The sequence below is a fragment of the Ruegeria sp. HKCCD6604 genome, assembly GCF_013110635.1.
In the GTDB taxonomy this organism is placed as follows: domain Bacteria; phylum Pseudomonadota; class Alphaproteobacteria; order Rhodobacterales; family Rhodobacteraceae; genus Ruegeria.
Genome location: NZ_WVQW01000008.1, coordinates 103,092 through 119,000, shown reverse-complemented (window position 1 = coordinate 119,000; position 15,909 = coordinate 103,092). Strand labels below are relative to the sequence as shown.

The 15,909-nt window shown below is 58.1% G+C and carries 15 protein-coding genes; 7 read left to right on the top strand and 8 right to left on the bottom strand.

Annotation, left to right across the window (positions count from 1 at the left end; genetic code table 11):
- The first annotated feature begins 40 nt into the window (after positions 1-40).
- Together GS614_RS17520 and msrA are read left to right on the top strand one after the other, a co-directional pair.
- Positions 41-322: an SCP2 sterol-binding domain-containing protein gene (locus tag GS614_RS17520; RefSeq protein WP_152459599.1), complete on the top strand. Its 282-nt coding sequence runs from the start codon at positions 41-43 to the stop codon at positions 320-322.
- A 260-nt stretch (positions 323-582) separates the two neighbouring features.
- Complete coding sequence (gene msrA / locus GS614_RS17515; RefSeq protein WP_371809413.1) at positions 583-1,185, top strand: peptide-methionine (S)-S-oxide reductase MsrA; 603 nt, start codon at positions 583-585, stop codon at positions 1,183-1,185.
- Here msrA and GS614_RS17510 read toward each other — a convergent pair.
- Entirely contained in the window at positions 1,182-2,054 is an 873-nt protein-coding gene (locus tag GS614_RS17510; protein ID WP_171726922.1) for a ribokinase, read from the bottom strand. The two genes, msrA and GS614_RS17510, sit on opposite strands and share 4 nt — an antisense overlap.
- A gap of 3 nt (positions 2,055-2,057) precedes the next feature.
- Entirely contained in the window at positions 2,058-4,313 is a 2,256-nt protein-coding gene (locus GS614_RS17505) for an NADP-dependent malic enzyme (protein ID WP_171726921.1), read from the bottom strand.
- Positions 4,314-4,474: 161 nt separating this feature from the next.
- Between GS614_RS17505 and mutS the strand changes: the two genes are divergently transcribed.
- Positions 4,475-7,087 carry a DNA mismatch repair protein MutS gene (gene mutS / locus GS614_RS17500; protein ID WP_171726952.1) on the top strand — a complete coding sequence of 871 codons (2,613 nt, stop codon included), beginning with the start codon at positions 4,475-4,477 and terminating at the stop codon, positions 7,085-7,087.
- Positions 7,088-7,144: 57 nt separating this feature from the next.
- Here the strand turns inward: mutS and GS614_RS17495 are convergent, their stop codons facing one another.
- Both GS614_RS17495 and hrcA read right to left on the bottom strand, forming a co-directional pair.
- Complete coding sequence (locus GS614_RS17495) at positions 7,145-7,708, bottom strand: nucleotide exchange factor GrpE (protein ID WP_171116719.1); 564 nt, start codon at positions 7,706-7,708, stop codon at positions 7,145-7,147.
- Between the two features lie 10 nt (positions 7,709-7,718).
- Entirely contained in the window at positions 7,719-8,783 is a 1,065-nt protein-coding gene (gene hrcA, locus GS614_RS17490) for a heat-inducible transcriptional repressor HrcA (protein ID WP_152459604.1), read from the bottom strand.
- Positions 8,784-8,895: 112 nt separating this feature from the next.
- Here hrcA and rph point away from each other — a divergent pair, with 112 nt between their 5' ends.
- Genes rph through GS614_RS17470 form a run of 4 tightly spaced genes read left to right on the top strand, consistent with a single transcriptional unit; the run spans position 8,896 to position 11,720 of the window.
- A complete protein-coding gene (gene rph, locus GS614_RS17485) occupies positions 8,896-9,609 on the top strand; it encodes a ribonuclease PH (RefSeq protein ID WP_171726920.1) in 714 nt (237 codons plus the stop codon).
- Positions 9,606-10,220, top strand: coding sequence for an RdgB/HAM1 family non-canonical purine NTP pyrophosphatase (rdgB, locus tag GS614_RS17480; protein ID WP_171171512.1), 615 nt, complete (start codon positions 9,606-9,608; stop codon positions 10,218-10,220). Before rph ends, rdgB begins: the two co-directional genes overlap by 4 nt.
- On the top strand, positions 10,210-11,364 hold the full coding sequence (gene hemW, locus GS614_RS17475; protein WP_171726919.1) for a radical SAM family heme chaperone HemW: 1,155 nt from the start codon (positions 10,210-10,212) through the stop codon (positions 11,362-11,364). The genes rdgB and hemW overlap by 11 nt, the downstream gene beginning before the upstream one ends.
- A 2-nt stretch (positions 11,365-11,366) precedes the next feature.
- Positions 11,367-11,720 carry a YbaN family protein gene (locus tag GS614_RS17470; RefSeq protein WP_152459608.1) on the top strand — a complete coding sequence of 118 codons (354 nt, stop codon included), beginning with the start codon at positions 11,367-11,369 and terminating at the stop codon, positions 11,718-11,720.
- Here GS614_RS17470 and GS614_RS17465 read toward each other — a convergent pair.
- From GS614_RS17465 to mnmG, 4 genes are read right to left on the bottom strand one after another with little or no spacing between them, the layout of a single operon-like run.
- On the bottom strand, positions 11,710-12,606 hold the full coding sequence (locus GS614_RS17465; protein ID WP_171726918.1) for a ParB/RepB/Spo0J family partition protein: 897 nt from the start codon (positions 12,604-12,606) through the stop codon (positions 11,710-11,712). The two genes, GS614_RS17470 and GS614_RS17465, sit on opposite strands and share 11 nt — an antisense overlap.
- Positions 12,607-12,626: 20 nt before the next feature.
- A complete protein-coding gene (locus GS614_RS17460) occupies positions 12,627-13,430 on the bottom strand; it encodes a ParA family protein (protein ID WP_152459610.1) in 804 nt (267 codons plus the stop codon).
- Positions 13,423-14,043: a 16S rRNA (guanine(527)-N(7))-methyltransferase RsmG gene (gene rsmG / locus GS614_RS17455; RefSeq protein WP_171171518.1), complete on the bottom strand. Its 621-nt coding sequence runs from the start codon at positions 14,041-14,043 to the stop codon at positions 13,423-13,425. Before rsmG ends, GS614_RS17460 begins: the two co-directional genes overlap by 8 nt.
- Complete coding sequence (gene mnmG, locus GS614_RS17450) at positions 14,040-15,908, bottom strand: tRNA uridine-5-carboxymethylaminomethyl(34) synthesis enzyme MnmG (protein ID WP_171726917.1); 1,869 nt, start codon at positions 15,906-15,908, stop codon at positions 14,040-14,042. The genes rsmG and mnmG overlap by 4 nt, the downstream gene beginning before the upstream one ends.
- Position 15,909: the final 1 nt, after the last annotated feature.

The following is a 15,909-nucleotide window of genomic DNA, read 5'->3' as shown; positions in this document are numbered from 1 at the left end:
CTGACGTTTTACGCATTCGGAAACTGCGAAAGGAACCCGGATGCTTCAGCATATCGCCGACGAAATTCAAAAAGGCCTGAACGGCAAAACCTTTGACGGCTCATTGAAATTCGATTGTGGCGAGGACGGCGTGATTGTTCTGGCCGACAGTCAGGCATCGACACAGGACCAGGAAACGGATTGCACGATCCGCATCTCGCAGGACAACCTGACCAAGCTTCTGACCGGAAAACTGAACCCGATGACAGGTGTCGCTTTGGGCAAGCTCAAAATCTCGGGCAATATGGGCGTTGCGATGAAATTGGGGCAGCTTCTGGGTTAAGCCGAAGGCAGGTTCACCGCGGAATTCCACCTCGCCGGGGCGCCCTATCCAACCGCCAAGACGGCCCGGCGCAAGGTGTTCCACCGACATCCGCCGCCGATAAACTTGCCTCACCAGCCCGTGACATCAGATGTCAGGCAATTGAATGTCATTCGGGTTCGGGTCACCTTGGTGCCGAAAGGAGACCCGACATGTCACGAACCGCTTTTCTGGAAGCCTTCAAACCGGCCATTCTGTTCACCCTGATCACGTTGGCTGCGATGTTACGCGCTCTGCCCGCCCCCGCGGCAGGGGCCGAAACGCTGACAGTTGCGGGAGGCTGTTTCTGGTGTGTCGAGTCCGATTTTGAATCGGTGCCGGGCGTTATTGGGGCCGTGTCGGGCTATACCGGCGGCAAATCGGCCAACCCCACCTATGACCAGGTCTCCAAAGGTGGCACTGGCCATTATGAAGCGGTTCAGATCACTTTCGATCCGGCCCGGGTGTCACGTGAAACGCTTCTGAACATGTTCTTCCGCTCGGTTGACCCCACGGATGCCGGTGGTCAGTTCTGCGACCGGGGCGACAGCTATCGAACCGCAATTTTCGTCTCTAACCCGGGCGAAAAGGCGTTGGCGGAACAGGCGAAGAAAGACGCAGAGCGGGCATTGGGCCAAAAGGTGGTCACCCCGATCCTGAACGCGGGCACGTTTTACCCTGCCGAGGCCTATCATCAGGATTACTACAAAGGGAACAAGCTGATCTTTACCCGCTTTGGGCCCAAACGTCAGCAAAACGCCTATAAAGCATATCGCAAAGCCTGTGGCCGTGACGCGCGTGTCAAACAGCTTTGGGGTTCAGATGCACCTTTTGCCGGTTCTTAATCGAAGGTCGCGTCGCGCACTTCTCTCAGATCGGGAATGACATCCGCAGTCCCGTGCCGCGTGACCATCAAGGCAGCGGCGCGGTTCGCTTGCAGAATGGCCTGTTCCATCGGCATTCCCCGATCCATTCCAGCCAGTACGTAGCCGGTAAAAGTATCACCTGCCCCGGTGGTATCCACGGCCTGCACATTGTGAGCCGAAAATTCCACCGGGTCATTGCCCTGCTGCAAATACCGTGCCCCTTTTGAGCCCAGCGTGACAATGACATGCCGTACGGGCAGGTCAGCCGCACCCATCCCGGTTTCCTGCCGCAATTGTTCGGCCTCGATCTCGTTCAGGATCAGGAAATCCAGACAGGGCAAAACCGCCTGAACCGCATGTGCCTGAAACGGTGCGGCGGCATAACACACGGTCAATCCAAGTTTGCGCCCGAATTGCGCGGCTTCGACTTGCGCATTGGTTTCATTCTGCAAGATCAACAGATCACCGGTGCTTGCCGATGACAGCGCCTGCCCCAGATGGCTGATATCCAAGGCGTGGTTGGCCCCCGGATAGAGGATGATCAGGTTCTCACCCTCGGCGTCCACCGCAATGATCGCGTGCCCCGTCGGAAGATCCACCTCAGAGATATAGCGTGTGTCCACGCCATATTCCGTCAGTCGATCCTTCGCCCAGCGCCCATCATGCCCAACGGCGCCAATATGGCTGACGCGTGATCCGGCCCGCGCAGCCGCCACCGACATATTGGCACCTTTCCCGCCAAGGAACCGGTCCAGCCCGTGGGCGGCCAGAGTTTCCCCTGGCGCAGGCAGATGCGGCAGGTCATAAACCATATCCGCGTTGATCGAGCCAAGGTTCCAGATTGTCATGGTTTATCCGATGTCGCACGAGGCCAGAATGGCCATGTTCAGAATATCGTTCGCGGTTGAGACGGTCGAGCAAATCTGAATCGGCTTGTCGACGCCCGACAGGATCGGCCCGATCACGGTGGCACCGCCCATTTCCTGCATCAGCTTGGTCGAAATCGACGCTGAGTGTCGTGCGGGGACGATCAGGATGTTCGCAGGCCCAGTCAGGCGTGAAAACGGATAAGCCGCTTGCTGATCCACGTTCAGGGCAACATCCACTGTCATTTCGCCCTCATACTCGAAATCGACACCGCGCTGGTCCAGAACCGCCGGCGCTCGGTGCATCTTCTCGGCACGTTCCGAAACCGGGTATCCAAATGTCGAGAAGCTGACAAAAGCAACCCGGGGCTCCAGACCCATATGTCGGGCCACTGCTGCGGAACGCTCGGCAATGTTGGCCAAATCGTTTTCATCCGGCCATTCATGCACCAGTGTATCGCCGATCAGAACGATCCGGCCTTTATGCAGAAGTGCCGTCACACCGGCAGCACCATGGGCGGCATCGGCGTCGAATACATGATTGATACGATCAATTACGTGTGCCGATTTTCGTGTTGCACCTGTGACCAACCCGTCTCCGTGGCCATGGGCCAGCATCAGGGATGAGAACACATGGCGGTCCCGCGCGGCCAGTCGGTGAATATCCTTGCGGTCAAAGCCTTTACGCTGCAAACGCTCATAGAGGAAATTCGAATAGGTCTCGAGATGCGCGGTGTTGGCAGCGTTCACAACCTCGATTTCCCGCACAGCATCGCCAAGACCGGTGGCTTCCAGTTTGTCTTTAACATCATCTGCCCGACCGACCACGAGCGCCTTACCAAAGCCTGAACGTTGGTACATGACGGCGGCACGCAGCACGCGGGGATCATCGCCCTCGGCAAAAATCATGCGGCTTTGCGCCTGTCGCGCCCGGGCGTTCAGCCCGCGCAGGATGCTTGCGGTCGGGTCCATCCGGGACTTCAGGCTCAGCTCATATGCGTCCATGTCGATGATCGGACGGCGGGCCGCACCGGTATCCATTCCCGCCTTGGCAACAGCGGGCGGGATACGGTGGATCAGGCGCGGATCAAACGGCGTGGGAATAATGTAGTCGCGCCCGAAGGTCAGCGATTTGCCATAAGCCATCGCGACCTCATCCGGTACGTCTTCGCGCGCCAGATTGGCCAGTGCATGGGCACAGGCGATCTTCATCTCGTCATTGATGGCACGCGCGTGAATGTCCAGCGCGCCGCGGAACAAATAGGGAAAGCCCAGAACGTTGTTGACCTGGTTGGGATAGTCGCTGCGCCCGGTCGCCACGATGGCGTCCACACGGACCTCGTGCGCCTCTTCCGGGGTGATTTCCGGATCGGGGTTGGCCATGGCGAAGATCACCGGATTGTCGGCCATGCTTGCGACCATCTCCTGCGTGACCGCGCCCTTGACCGACACGCCCAGGAACACGTCCGCGCCCTTCATGGCCTCTTCCAGAGTCCGCAGATCCGTGGTGATCGCATGTGCCGATTTCCACTGGTTCATGCCCTCGGTCCGGCCCTGATAGATCACACCCTTTGTGTCGCAGACGATGCAGTTTTCGTGCTGCGCGCCCATCGCCTTGAGCAATTCGATACAGGCGATCCCCGCCGCCCCGGCCCCGTTCAGAACGATCTTCACATCCTCGATCTTCTTGCCCGAGATATGCAGCGCGTTGATCAGCCCGGCCGCACAGATCACGGCCGTGCCGTGCTGGTCGTCGTGAAAGACGGGGATGTCCATCTCATCTTTCAGGCGCTGTTCGATGATGAAACATTCGGGCGCCTTGATGTCTTCCAGGTTGATCCCGCCGAAGGTCGGCCCCATCAGTCGCACCGCGCGGCAGAATTCATCCGGGTCTTCGGTGTCCAGCTCGATATCGATCGAGTTCACGTCGGCGAACCGCTTGAACAGAACGGATTTCCCCTCCATCACCGGTTTCGAGCCCAGCGCACCAAGGTTGCCAAGACCCAGAACCGCCGTTCCGTTCGAGATCACAGCGACCAGATTACCCTTGTTGGTATAGTCATATGCGGTTTCCGGCGCCTCGGCGATGGCTTCACATGGGACAGCCACACCCGGGCTGTAGGCCAATGACAGATCCCGCTGCGTGGTCATCGGGACGGTGGCCTGCACCTCCCACTTGCCGGGGGTCGGGTCGAGGTGAAAGGCCAGCGCCTCTTCTTTGGTGATCTTCGCTTTGGGCATCGGATACGTCGTTTCTTTACATCTGTTGGGCTTTTGCCTCATAGCGCAGGCAAAGGCGCGTCTCAACGACAATACGTTTTCACCTTTCGTCGCAGGAGCCGGGTTTGTAAGGTCGCGCCGGAATACGCCAGAGGGGAGCAGCCTTGTCCAACGTCACGCCGATGATGGCGCAATACCTGGAAATCAAAGAGGCCCACGCGGATGCCCTGCTGTTTTACCGCATGGGCGATTTCTACGAGATGTTCTTTGAAGACGCCGTGAACGCCGCCGAGGCGCTGGACATCGCCCTGACCAAGCGCGGCAAGCACAATGGCGAAGACATCCCCATGTGCGGCGTGCCGGTGCATTCGGCCGAAGGCTATCTGCTGACGTTGATCCGCAAGGGCTTTCGCGTCGCCGTCTGCGAACAGATGGAAAGCCCGGCCGAGGCCAAGAAAAGAGGCTCTAAATCGGTGGTAAAGCGCGATGTGGTGCGCCTTGTCACCCCCGGCACCCTGACCGAGGACGCGCTGTTGGAGGCGCGCCGCCACAACTTTCTGGCCGCCTATGCCGAGGTGCGCGACGAGGCCGCACTGGCCTGGGCGGACATATCGACCGGGGCGTTTCACGTGATGCCGCTGACCTCGGTCCGGCTGAGCCCCGAGCTGGCCCGGCTGGCCCCGTCGGAACTGATCGTGGCAGACAGCGTGCAGGAAAAACTGAATGAGCCGGTCCGCGATTTGGGTATTTCTCTCACCCCTGTCGGACGGGCCAGTTTTGACAGCACGGCGGCTGAAAAACGCATCTGCGGGTTGTTTCACGTGGGCGCGCTGGACGCGTTCGGAAGCTTTGGACGCGCCGAAGTGTCCGCGATGGGCGCGCTGATTGATTATCTGGAGATCACACAGAAGGGCAAATTGCCCCTGTTGCAAACGCCGCTGAAAGAATCCGAAGATCGCGTCGTGCAGATCGACGCGGCCACCCGCCGCAACCTTGAACTGACACGATCTTTGTCGGGCGGGCGGGCCGGATCGCTGCTGTCGGTGGTGGACCGGACCGTAACCCCGGGCGGTGCGCGCCTGCTGGAACAACGCCTGTCCAGCCCCTCGCGCAATCTGGATGTCATTCACGCGCGGCTGGACGCGGTCGATTTTGCCGCCCAGGACAGCCTGATCACCGCCGATCTGCGCGAGGCGCTCCGCAAGACGCCCGATCTGGACCGCGCCTTGTCGCGCCTGTCGCTGGACCGAGGCGGCCCGCGCGACTTGGCCGCCATCCGCAACGGGCTGACCCAAGCCGCAGCGATCGCCGGGATTTGCGAAGGTCAGGACCTGCCGGTGCTGCTGGCGACTGCGGTGCAGAACCTTGTGGGATTCGACGATCTGCTCGACCTGCTGGATCAGGCGCTGGTCGCCGACCCGCCGCTGCTGGCGCGCGATGGCGGCTTCATCGCGCCGGGCTTTGACGCCGAACTGGACGAGGCCCGCACCCTGCGGGACGAAGGCCGCTCGGTCATTGCCGGGTTTCAGCAGAAATACGCCGAACACACCGGCATCGCCTCGCTGAAAATTAAGCACAACAACGTGCTGGGCTATTTCATCGAAACCACGGCCACCCATGCCGAAAAGATGCTGAACCCGCCCTTCAGCGAGACCTATATCCACCGCCAGACCACCGCCAACCAGGTGCGGTTCACCACGGTTGAGCTCAGCGAGATCGAAACCCGCATCCTGAACGCCGGCAACCTGGCTCTTGAGATCGAAAAAAGGCTCTATCAAAGGCTTTCTGATGAGATTTTGAACCTCGCTGCGCGACTTAATCAAGCCGCCCGAGGGCTGGCCGAACTGGATCAGACCACCGCGCTGGCAGATCTGGCCCGCGGAGAAAACTGGTGCAGACCACAGGTAGACGCCTCCCGGGCGTTCAGTGTTCAGGGCGGTCGGCATCCGGTGGTAGAGCACGCGCTGCGCCAGCAAAACGGTGATGCCTTCATCGCCAATGACTGCGACCTCAGCGCAGAGGACGGCGCTGCCATCTGGTTGCTGACCGGCCCCAACATGGCCGGTAAGTCGACCTTCCTGCGCCAGAATGCGCTGATCGCCCTGTTGGCCCAGATGGGCAGCTACGTCCCGGCCGAGCAAGCTCATATCGGCGTGGTCAGCCAGCTTTTCAGCCGCGTGGGCGCCTCTGACGATCTGGCAAGGGGCCGGTCGACATTCATGGTCGAGATGGTGGAAACCGCGGCCATCCTCAACCAGGCCGATGACCGGGCGCTGGTGATCCTCGACGAAATCGGGCGTGGCACCGCCACCTATGACGGCCTGTCCATCGCCTGGGCCACGCTGGAACATCTGCACGCCGCCAACCGCTGCCGCGCGCTGTTCGCCACGCATTACCACGAGCTGACCGCGCTGGCCGGCAAGCTGGAAGGCGTCGAAAACGCCACTGTCGCGGTCAAGGAATGGGACGGCGAGGTGATCTTCCTGCACGAGGTCCACAAGGGCGCGGCCGACCGGTCCTATGGCGTGCAGGTCGCACAACTGGCCGGTCTGCCGGCTTCGGTCGTCGAGCGCGCGCGTGTGGTTCTGGACCAGTTGGAGAAAACGGAACGTGAGGGCGGCAAGCAGAAGGCGCTGATCGACGATCTGCCGCTGTTTTCCGCCGCACCGCCCCCGCCGCCGGTCCCGAAAGCGTCGCCCGTCACCGATATGCTGGACCAGATCCTGCCGGACGAGCTGACCCCGCGCGAAGCCCTCGATCTGATCTACAAACTGAAAGAGGCGGCCAGATCCTGACCGCCCCTTCATCTTTTCCCAAATACTCTCGCCGAAGGCCGTGCCCTTGGGCGCGTATCAGCTGGCCGGGGTTGACGACACGCCCACCTGTGCCGGGCGCAGCAGGCGATCGTGCAACATAAACCCTTCGGCGGACACCTGAATGATGTCTCCTGCCTTGGTTCCGGGAACAGGCGCCTCGAACATGGCCTCATGCACGTTCGGATCAAACCGGTCGCCCACTTCGGGTGTGATCACTTCGATTCCGTGCTTCTGGAACACATCCTTCAAAGCGCGCATGGTCAATTCGACGCCTTCCAGCAAACCAGCAGCCACTTCTTTCTGCTCATCCGTCGCAGCTTCAAGGGCGCGTTTCATGTTGTCATAGACGGGCAGCATATCGCGGGCCAGCTTGGACCCGCCATACTGTTCCGCATCGCGGCGCGCCTTGTCGCTGCGCTTGCGCATGTTTTCGGCATCCGCCAGCGCGCGCATGAACTTGTCTTTATAGTCATCCCGTTCGGCCCGCAGCGCGTCCAGTTCCAGTTCTTCTTCGCTGATATCCATCAGCTCTTCGGCCAGCTCTTCGGCCTCGGCGGTTGCGATATCGTCCAGAAAATCTTCGTTCTTCGGCTCTGCCATCTTTTACCCTCTAGCTCCGGTCGGATATCAGCTTGCCGACCAGTTGCGCCGTATAATCCACGATCGGTACGATCCGCCCATAATTCAGACGTGTGGGTCCGATAACCCCCACCGCACCGATTATCTTTCGATCAGCGTTCATATAAGGAGACACCACCAAAGAGGAACCCGAAAGTGAGAAAAGTTTGTTCTCAGACCCGATAAAAATGCGCACACCCTCGCCTTCTTCGGTCAATTCAAGGAATTCGGCGATGTCTCGCTTGCGCTCAAGGTCATCGAACAGGGTGCGGATGCGGTCAAGTTCCTCGGCCTGACCGGGTTCGTTCAAAAGATTCGCGCGCCCGCGCACGATCAAACGGGCCGAGTCGCTTCCGTCTCCGTCCCAAACGGCCATTCCGCTTTCGACCATCTCACGCGCCAGAGTGTCGATTTCCTGCTTGCGCGCATCGATCTGCGTCTGCATTTGCCGCCGCACTTCGCTGAGTGTCCGCCCCTCGATGAGTGCGTTCAGGAAATTCGCGGCCTCGCGCATGGAACTGGGCGTTTGCCCAGGTGGCGGCGTGAACAGCCGGTTTTCTACATGTCCGTCCGAGAAAACCAAAACCACCAAAGCCCGATCATGGCCCAGAGAAACAAATTCGATATGTTTGATTTCCGATTCATGCTTGGGCGTCAGAACCAGCGAGGCCCCTTGTGTCACGTTTGACAAGGCAGAGCCGACACGGTCCAGCATTCCACCAACATCACCCGTGTTAGAGCCTAATGTCTGCTCCAGTTTCTGCCGGTCATCGGCACCCAGGTCGCCGACCTCAAGCAATCCGTCCACAAACATTCGCAGGCCTTGCTGCGTCGGGATTCGGCCGGCGCTGACATGGGGGCTATCCAGAAGGCCCAGAAACTCCAGATCCTGCATCACATTGCGGACAGTTGCAGCGCTGACTTTTTCTGACAACGTACGCGTCAAAGTACGGCTGCCGACGGGCTCTCCGCTTTCCAGATAGCTCTCGACAATCAGCCGGAACACTTCGCGTGACCGGTCGTTCATCTCGTCCAGAATCTTGCTCGCTTCGCTCATCCGTGTTCCCCTGCTCGTTTGTCATTAAATAGCAGGCAAATGAAAGGTCAATCGGGGTTGCATCGTAACGCTGCGGGGCGTTATCCCCAACCCAGCAAACAAAGGAATTCCGATGCGACCCTCTGGAAGAGATTTAAGTGAAATGCGCGCCGTTTCAATCGAGACGGGAGTCACGAAACATGCCGAAGGTTCCTGCCTGATCAAAATGGGCGACACGCATGTTCTGTGCACCGCTACGATCGAAGATCGCGTGCCGCCGTTTATCAAGGGCTCGGGCCTGGGATGGGTCACAGCCGAATACGGCATGTTGCCCCGTGCCACCAATACGCGGATGCGGCGCGAGGCGGCCGCGGGCAAACAAGGGGGCCGTACCGTCGAAATCCAGCGCCTGATCGGCCGCGCTCTGCGCGCCGGCGTGGATCGGGTTGCGCTGGGTGAGCGTCAGATCACCGTGGACTGTGATGTGATCCAGGCCGATGGCGGCACCCGCTGCGCGTCAATCACCGGCGGCTGGGTCGCGCTGCGTCTGGCGGTGAACAAGCTGATGAAGACCGGCGACGTGATCTCGGACCCGCTGGTTGATCCGGTCGCGGCCGTGTCCTGTGGCATTTATGCAGGTCAGCCGGTGCTGGACCTTGATTACCCCGAAGACAGCGAAGCGGGCGTAGATGGCAACTTCATCATGACCGGATCCGGCAAACTGATCGAAGTGCAGATGTGCGCCGAAGGCTCGGTCTTCAGCCGCGCCCAAATGGATCAACTGATGGATCTGGCGGAAAAAGGCGTGTCCGAACTGGCGGCCGCGCAAAGGGCCGCCACCGCATGACCCGCAAGTTCGACGGCGACAGGTTGCTGGTCGCCACCCACAACAAAGGCAAGCTCGAAGAGATGGCGCATCTGCTCGAGCCCTTTGGCGTGACGGTCGTGGGCGCGGCCGAGATGGACCTGCCCGAGCCGGAAGAGACCGAGGACACATTTGTCGGCAACGCCCGGATAAAGGCTCACGCCGCCGCACAGGCCACCGGACTGCCCGCCCTGTCCGACGATTCCGGGATCACCATCGACGCGCTGAACGGAGCGCCGGGCGTGTACACGGCTGATTGGGCCGAAACCGGAAATGGCCGCGATTTTCTGATGGCCATGACCCGCGCCCAAGATGAGCTCGAAGCAAAAAACGCACCGCACCCCCGCACGGCCCAATTCCGCTGCACATTGGTTCTGGCCTGGCCCGACGGGCACGACGAGGTGTTCGAAGGCGTCGCGCCCGGTCATCTGGTCTGGCCGATCCGCGGCAAGGATGGGTTCGGCTATGACCCGATGTTTGTCCCCGACGGCTACGACATTACCTTTGCCGAGATGGATCGCTGGGAAAAGAACAAGATCAGCCATCGTGGTCGCGCGGTGGAAATGTTCGTGAAAGGCTGCTTTGGCGGATGATTGGCGCAACGGGGGCTTTGGCCTGTACGTGCATTGGCCCTTTTGCGAGGCCAAATGCCCCTATTGCGACTTCAACAGCCATGTTTCCAAAAATATTGATCAGAAACAATGGCTTGACGCCTATTTGTCCGAGCTTCACCGATCTGCTGCCGAAACGCCCGATCGGGTTTTGAACACGATCTTCTTTGGCGGCGGCACCCCATCACTGATGGCGCCCGAAACTGTCGCCGCCGTGATCGACACCGCCCGCGCCCTGTGGCGGCCCGCCAATGACATGGAAATCACGCTCGAGGCCAATCCCGGTTCGGTCGAGGCCGGGCGGTTCGCCGCCTATCGCGATGCAGGCGTGAACCGGGTTTCGATGGGCATTCAGGCGATGAATGACGAAGACCTGAGGCGGCTGGGCCGCATCCACACCGTGGCAGAGGCCCGCGCCGCCTTTGACATCGCCCGAAACTGTTTCAACCGGGTCAGCTTTGACCTGATCTATGCGCGCCAACACCAGACGCTGGACGCCTGGCAAGAGGAACTGACCCAAGCGCTATCGATGGCCATCGACCACCTGTCGCTCTATCAATTGACGATCGAAGACGGGACGGCCTTTGGGGATCGATACGCCGTCGGTAAGTTACGCGGCTTGCCCGAAGATGACAGTGCCGCCGACATGTATCTGGCCACGCAGGAAATCTGCGAAGCACATGGCTTGCCGGCCTATGAGGTTTCGAACCATGCCCGACCGGGCGCAGAATCGCAGCACAACCTGATTTACTGGCGGTATGGCGACTATGTGGGCATCGGCCCCGGCGCCCATGGGAGGATTACCCTGAATGGTCAGAAATACGCGACCGAAACCTATCTGAACCCCCAGCGTTGGCTTGATGCCGCCAATCAAGGCTGTGGTGAAAAGAACCGCAGCGCTTTGCCCCTTGAAGATCAGGCAAATGAATACCTTATGATGGGTATGAGAATTACTGAGGGACTAGATATGGACAGGTGGCAAACTTTGTCTGGCCGCTCTCTTCCCTCTGAAACCATAGATCATCTGACCGACATCAACATGGTTCGGCGCAGCAACGGGCGCCTCATCGCGACATCAGATGGGCGCGCCGTATTGAACGCAGTCATCGGGGAGCTGTTGGACTGAGCATGCAGTATCTTTGGGCCGGACTGGGATTGCTTTGTGTTGCCATGGCGGCTGTTGGGGTTGTCCTGCCCCTTCTTCCTACGGTGCCTTTTCTTCTGCTTGCCGCGTTTTTCTTCGCCCGCTCATCCTCGCGGCTGCACAACTGGCTTGTGACCCATAACCTTTTTGGGCCACTGATTCTTGATTGGCAAAGCTCCGGCGCCATTCGACCAGCCGCAAAAAAGGCGGCAACCGTCTCGATCGCCGCCGTTTTCGGACTCTCTGTTTTGTTGTCAGCACCGCTTTTCGTGTTGATCATTCAGGCGGTTGTGCTGGGCGGTGTCATGATCTTTATCTGGTCACGTCCTAACGGCTGAGCTTGGCGCACAAGTCGTCCAGCTGATCCAGATTTTCGTAGGTCAGAACAACTTGTCCCGTTTCCGTTCCGGCCTTGTGATTGATTGACACTTTCATCGCCAGGATCGCGGACAGGTCTTTTTCCAAGGCACGTGTGTCTGCATCCTTTCCAGCATCCAGATTTCTGGAGCGGGGTGCGGAACGTTCGGCACTGCCTTGCTGCTGTTTTTTGACCAAAGCCTCGGTTGCGCGCACCGACAAGCCATCCTTGACGATCTGTTTCGCAAGTTCCGACGGATTTTCCACCGTAATCAGTGCCCTGGCGTGCCCCGCAGACAATTTACCTTCAATAACAAGGGTTTGCACATCCAACGGCAAGGACAGAAGCCGCAAAAGATTTGCGATGTGGCTGCGGCTTTTGCCCAGGGCCTCGGCAAGCTTTTCCTGTGTATGACCAAACCGGTCCATCAACTGCTTGTAGCCGGCGGCCTCTTCCACCGCGTTCAGATCCGCGCGTTGGATGTTTTCGATAATCGCAACTTCCAACACTTCCGTATCATCAAAATCACGTACAATAACCGGGATATCATGCAACTGCGCCATCTGCGCCGCACGCCAACGGCGTTCTCCCGCGACGATTTCATATTCATCGGACCCCGTCGCGCGAACAATCAACGGCTGAATGATACCTTTTTCCTTGACCGACGCTGCCAGCTCGTCCAACTGCTCGGGCATGAATGTCCGGCGCGGCTGGTTGGGGTTGGCTTTCAGCTTTTCAATCGGGACTTTCAGATCCGGTCTGCGTGCATCCGTTGAAATCCGGCCTTCTGATTCAGGATTCACATCCGCCATAAGGGCAGACAACCCCCGCCCCAAACCTCTGGACTTTGCTTTCTTGGCGCTCATGTCGCCCTCCTCGTTCCCGCTCAGGCAGCGGTCTTATTGTTCTTGTGCAAGATCTCACGAGCAAGATGCCGGTAGGCCATGGCCCCAAGCGATCCCGAGTCATATTGCAAAACAGGCAGCGCATATGACGGCGCTTCGCTGACCCGCACATTTCTGGGTATTTTCGTTTTAAAGACCATCTCACCCAGATTGTCACGCGCGTCCTTTTCAACCTGACGGGACAAGTTGTTGCGGTTGTCATACATGGTCAACACAATACCTTCGATTCTCAGATCCGGGTTAGCCGTTTGGCGGACCTCTCGAATCGTGAGCATCAGTTGTGAAAGCCCTTCAAGGGCAAAGAACTCGCTCTGCAGCGGCACCAGCACCGAATGCGAAGCAACCATAGCATTCACGGTCAGCAAGTTTAAGGACGGCGGGCAGTCGATAAGCACAAAATCCAGTTCAAACGCATCTATGGCTGGCTGCCTCAAAGCATCATGCAAAAGATAGCTGCGTTTTTCGTTGGAGATCAGTTCAATATCGGCGGAACTCAGATCAACGGTCGCCGGAACAACGAAAAGACCTTCGATTTCCGTCTCCTGAACGACGGCCTCCAATGGTGCGTCGTCAAGGATCAGATCATAAGTTGTCCAGTCTCGATCTTCGACACCCAAACCCGTAGAAGCGTTCCCCTGCGGGTCAAGGTCAACCACTAGGACCCGACACCCGGATTCAGCCAAACCCGCTGCAAGGTTGATTGCTGTGGTTGTTTTTCCGACCCCGCCCTTCTGATTGGCAACAGCAATTATCCGAGGCCCTGAAGGTCGAGACAAATCAACCACGTGATACTCCATTTATCTTAAGGATAACGGCTTGAGGTTCAGTTAAACTTGTAATCGCCTCAGCTTCGAAATTCCATTCCTCACGTGCGTCGTCCAGCTCTTTTTTCCAATTTGCGCCTTTGGGCAACAACGCTGTCCCGCTGGTGTGTAAATGCCTGTCACAAAAGGACAACAGGGTGCGCAAGTCAGCCAGCGCTCGAGCGGAAATAATGCTTGCAGCCAAAGGATCAACCGATTCAATCCTTTTTGAAATCACCGTACAATTTATGCCGCATTCCCGCGCAACGCTACGTAAGAAAGCCGATTTCCGCTGGTCGCTCTCGATCATATTGAATGCGGCGCCTGGGTTTTCTTCCGCAGCGATGATGGCGCAGACCATACCAGGGAATCCGCCTCCGCTTCCAAGGTCCACCCAAGTATCAAACCTGTCAGCGCACCGATAGACTTGCACGGAATCAAGAATATGCCGGTCCCAGATATGCTCCAAACTGTTCTTAGACACGAGGTTGATCTTAGAATTCCAACGCTTCACGAGATCAACATAGGTCACGAGGCGCTCGAATGTTTCACGTGAAACATTCAGGTCTTCAAACTTCGAAAAATCAACCTTCATGCCTGACGAGCTCTTTGATCCCGGCGTAGTTTTGCCAGAACAAGCGTCAGCGCTGCCGGAGTAACGCCCTCGACACGGCTTGCCTGAGCGATATTGGCGGGCTTCGCTTGCGACAGCTTCTGTTTCATCTCCGATGACAGGCCGTCCAAGGCAAAATAGTCGAACTCATGCGGGATGACATAGGATTCATCCCGCTTCATTGCTTCGACATCCCGCTTTTGTCTGGCAATGTAGTTGGCATACAAGGCGTCCCGCTCGATCTGGAGCCTGATTTTTGGGTCGACGTCCTGCAAATCAGGAACGAGAGGCAACAAATCTTCAAACGAGGTATCAGGGAATGCCAGAATTGCCATCCCATCTCTACGGTTTCCGTCCTGATTAACGTTTATACCGGCAGCGAGAACTTCCTTGGGTGTGTAAGTGCGTTCCGTCAGCTTTAACTTCACACTCTCAAGTTGGTTCATTTTATCTCCGAACTGAATCTTGCGCCCTTCTCCGACGCACCCCAGCTCCAAACCAAGCGGTGTCAACCGTTGATCAGCATTGTCGGCACGCAAAGATAGCCGGAACTCCGCGCGCGACGTGAACATGCGGTAAGGTTCGGCAACCCCTCGAGTTGTCAAATCGTCGATCATTACGCCAACATAACTGTCGGATCGTGTAAAATGGATGGGCTCCCGCCCTTGGGTCTCCAACGCCGCGTTGAGGCCAGCCACCATGCCCTGAGCCGCGGCTTCCTCATATCCTGTGGTCCCATTTATCTGTCCCGCTAGATATAGCCCGGGAACAGCCGGCAAGGATAAAGAAGCGCTCAGGACACGCGGATCAACATAGTCGTATTCGATTGCATATCCCGGTTGCAGAATTTCTGCATTTTCCAAGCCTTTGATTGACCGCACATAGTCCAGCTGAACATCCTGGGGCAGAGATGTCGATATGCCGTTCGGATAGATTGTGTGGTCGTTGATCCCTTCGGGTTCAAGGAAGATTTGATGCGATTCCTTGTCGGCGAAGCGTACGATCTTGTCTTCGATAGAAGGGCAATAACGCGGGCCTACCCCATCGATGTGACCGCCATACATGGCAGATTTCGAAAGATTTTCCGCAATGATCTCATGCGTTCGCGCATTTGTATGTGTAATTCCGCAAGAAATCTGGGGCGCGACAACGGATTTCGACATGAAAGAAAACAGGGTTGGCTCATCGTCGCCGTCCTGCCTTTCAAGATCGGACCAATCAATGCTCCGCCCGTCCAGACGCGGCGGTGTGCCGGTTTTCAATCGCCCCATAGGAAGATCGTATCCATCCAACCGCTCAGCCAATTTGATGGAGGGCCGATCCCCCATTCTCCCGCCTGGGCGAGACACGTCACCGATATGGATGACGCCCCTTAGAAACGTACCGGACGTCAGAATAACGGCGCGGGCGGAAAGTTCTGATCCATCGGAAAGAACAACACCTGCAACCTTTTCGCCGTTCATCAGGAAATCGACAACCTCGCCAACAACGACGGACAGGTTATCCTGCTTCTCCGTTACCTGTTGCATAGCAAGACGATAAAGGGCGCGATCCGCCTGCGCTCTCGGCCCCTGAACGGCGGGCCCCTTTCGACGGTTCAATAATCGAAACTGAATGCCGGCCTGATCCGCCACGCGACCCATGACGCCATCCAAGGCGTCGATCTCACGCACAAGATGGCCTTTCCCCAAACCGCCAATCGCTGGATTGCAGGACATGACGCCAATGTCCGTTGCAGACAGCGTCACCAACGCCGTTGTAGCGCCCATTCTGGCTGATGCATGAGCGGCCTCGGTTCCGGCATGACCTGCGCCGATGACGATGACATCAAACTTCGAATGTTTCACG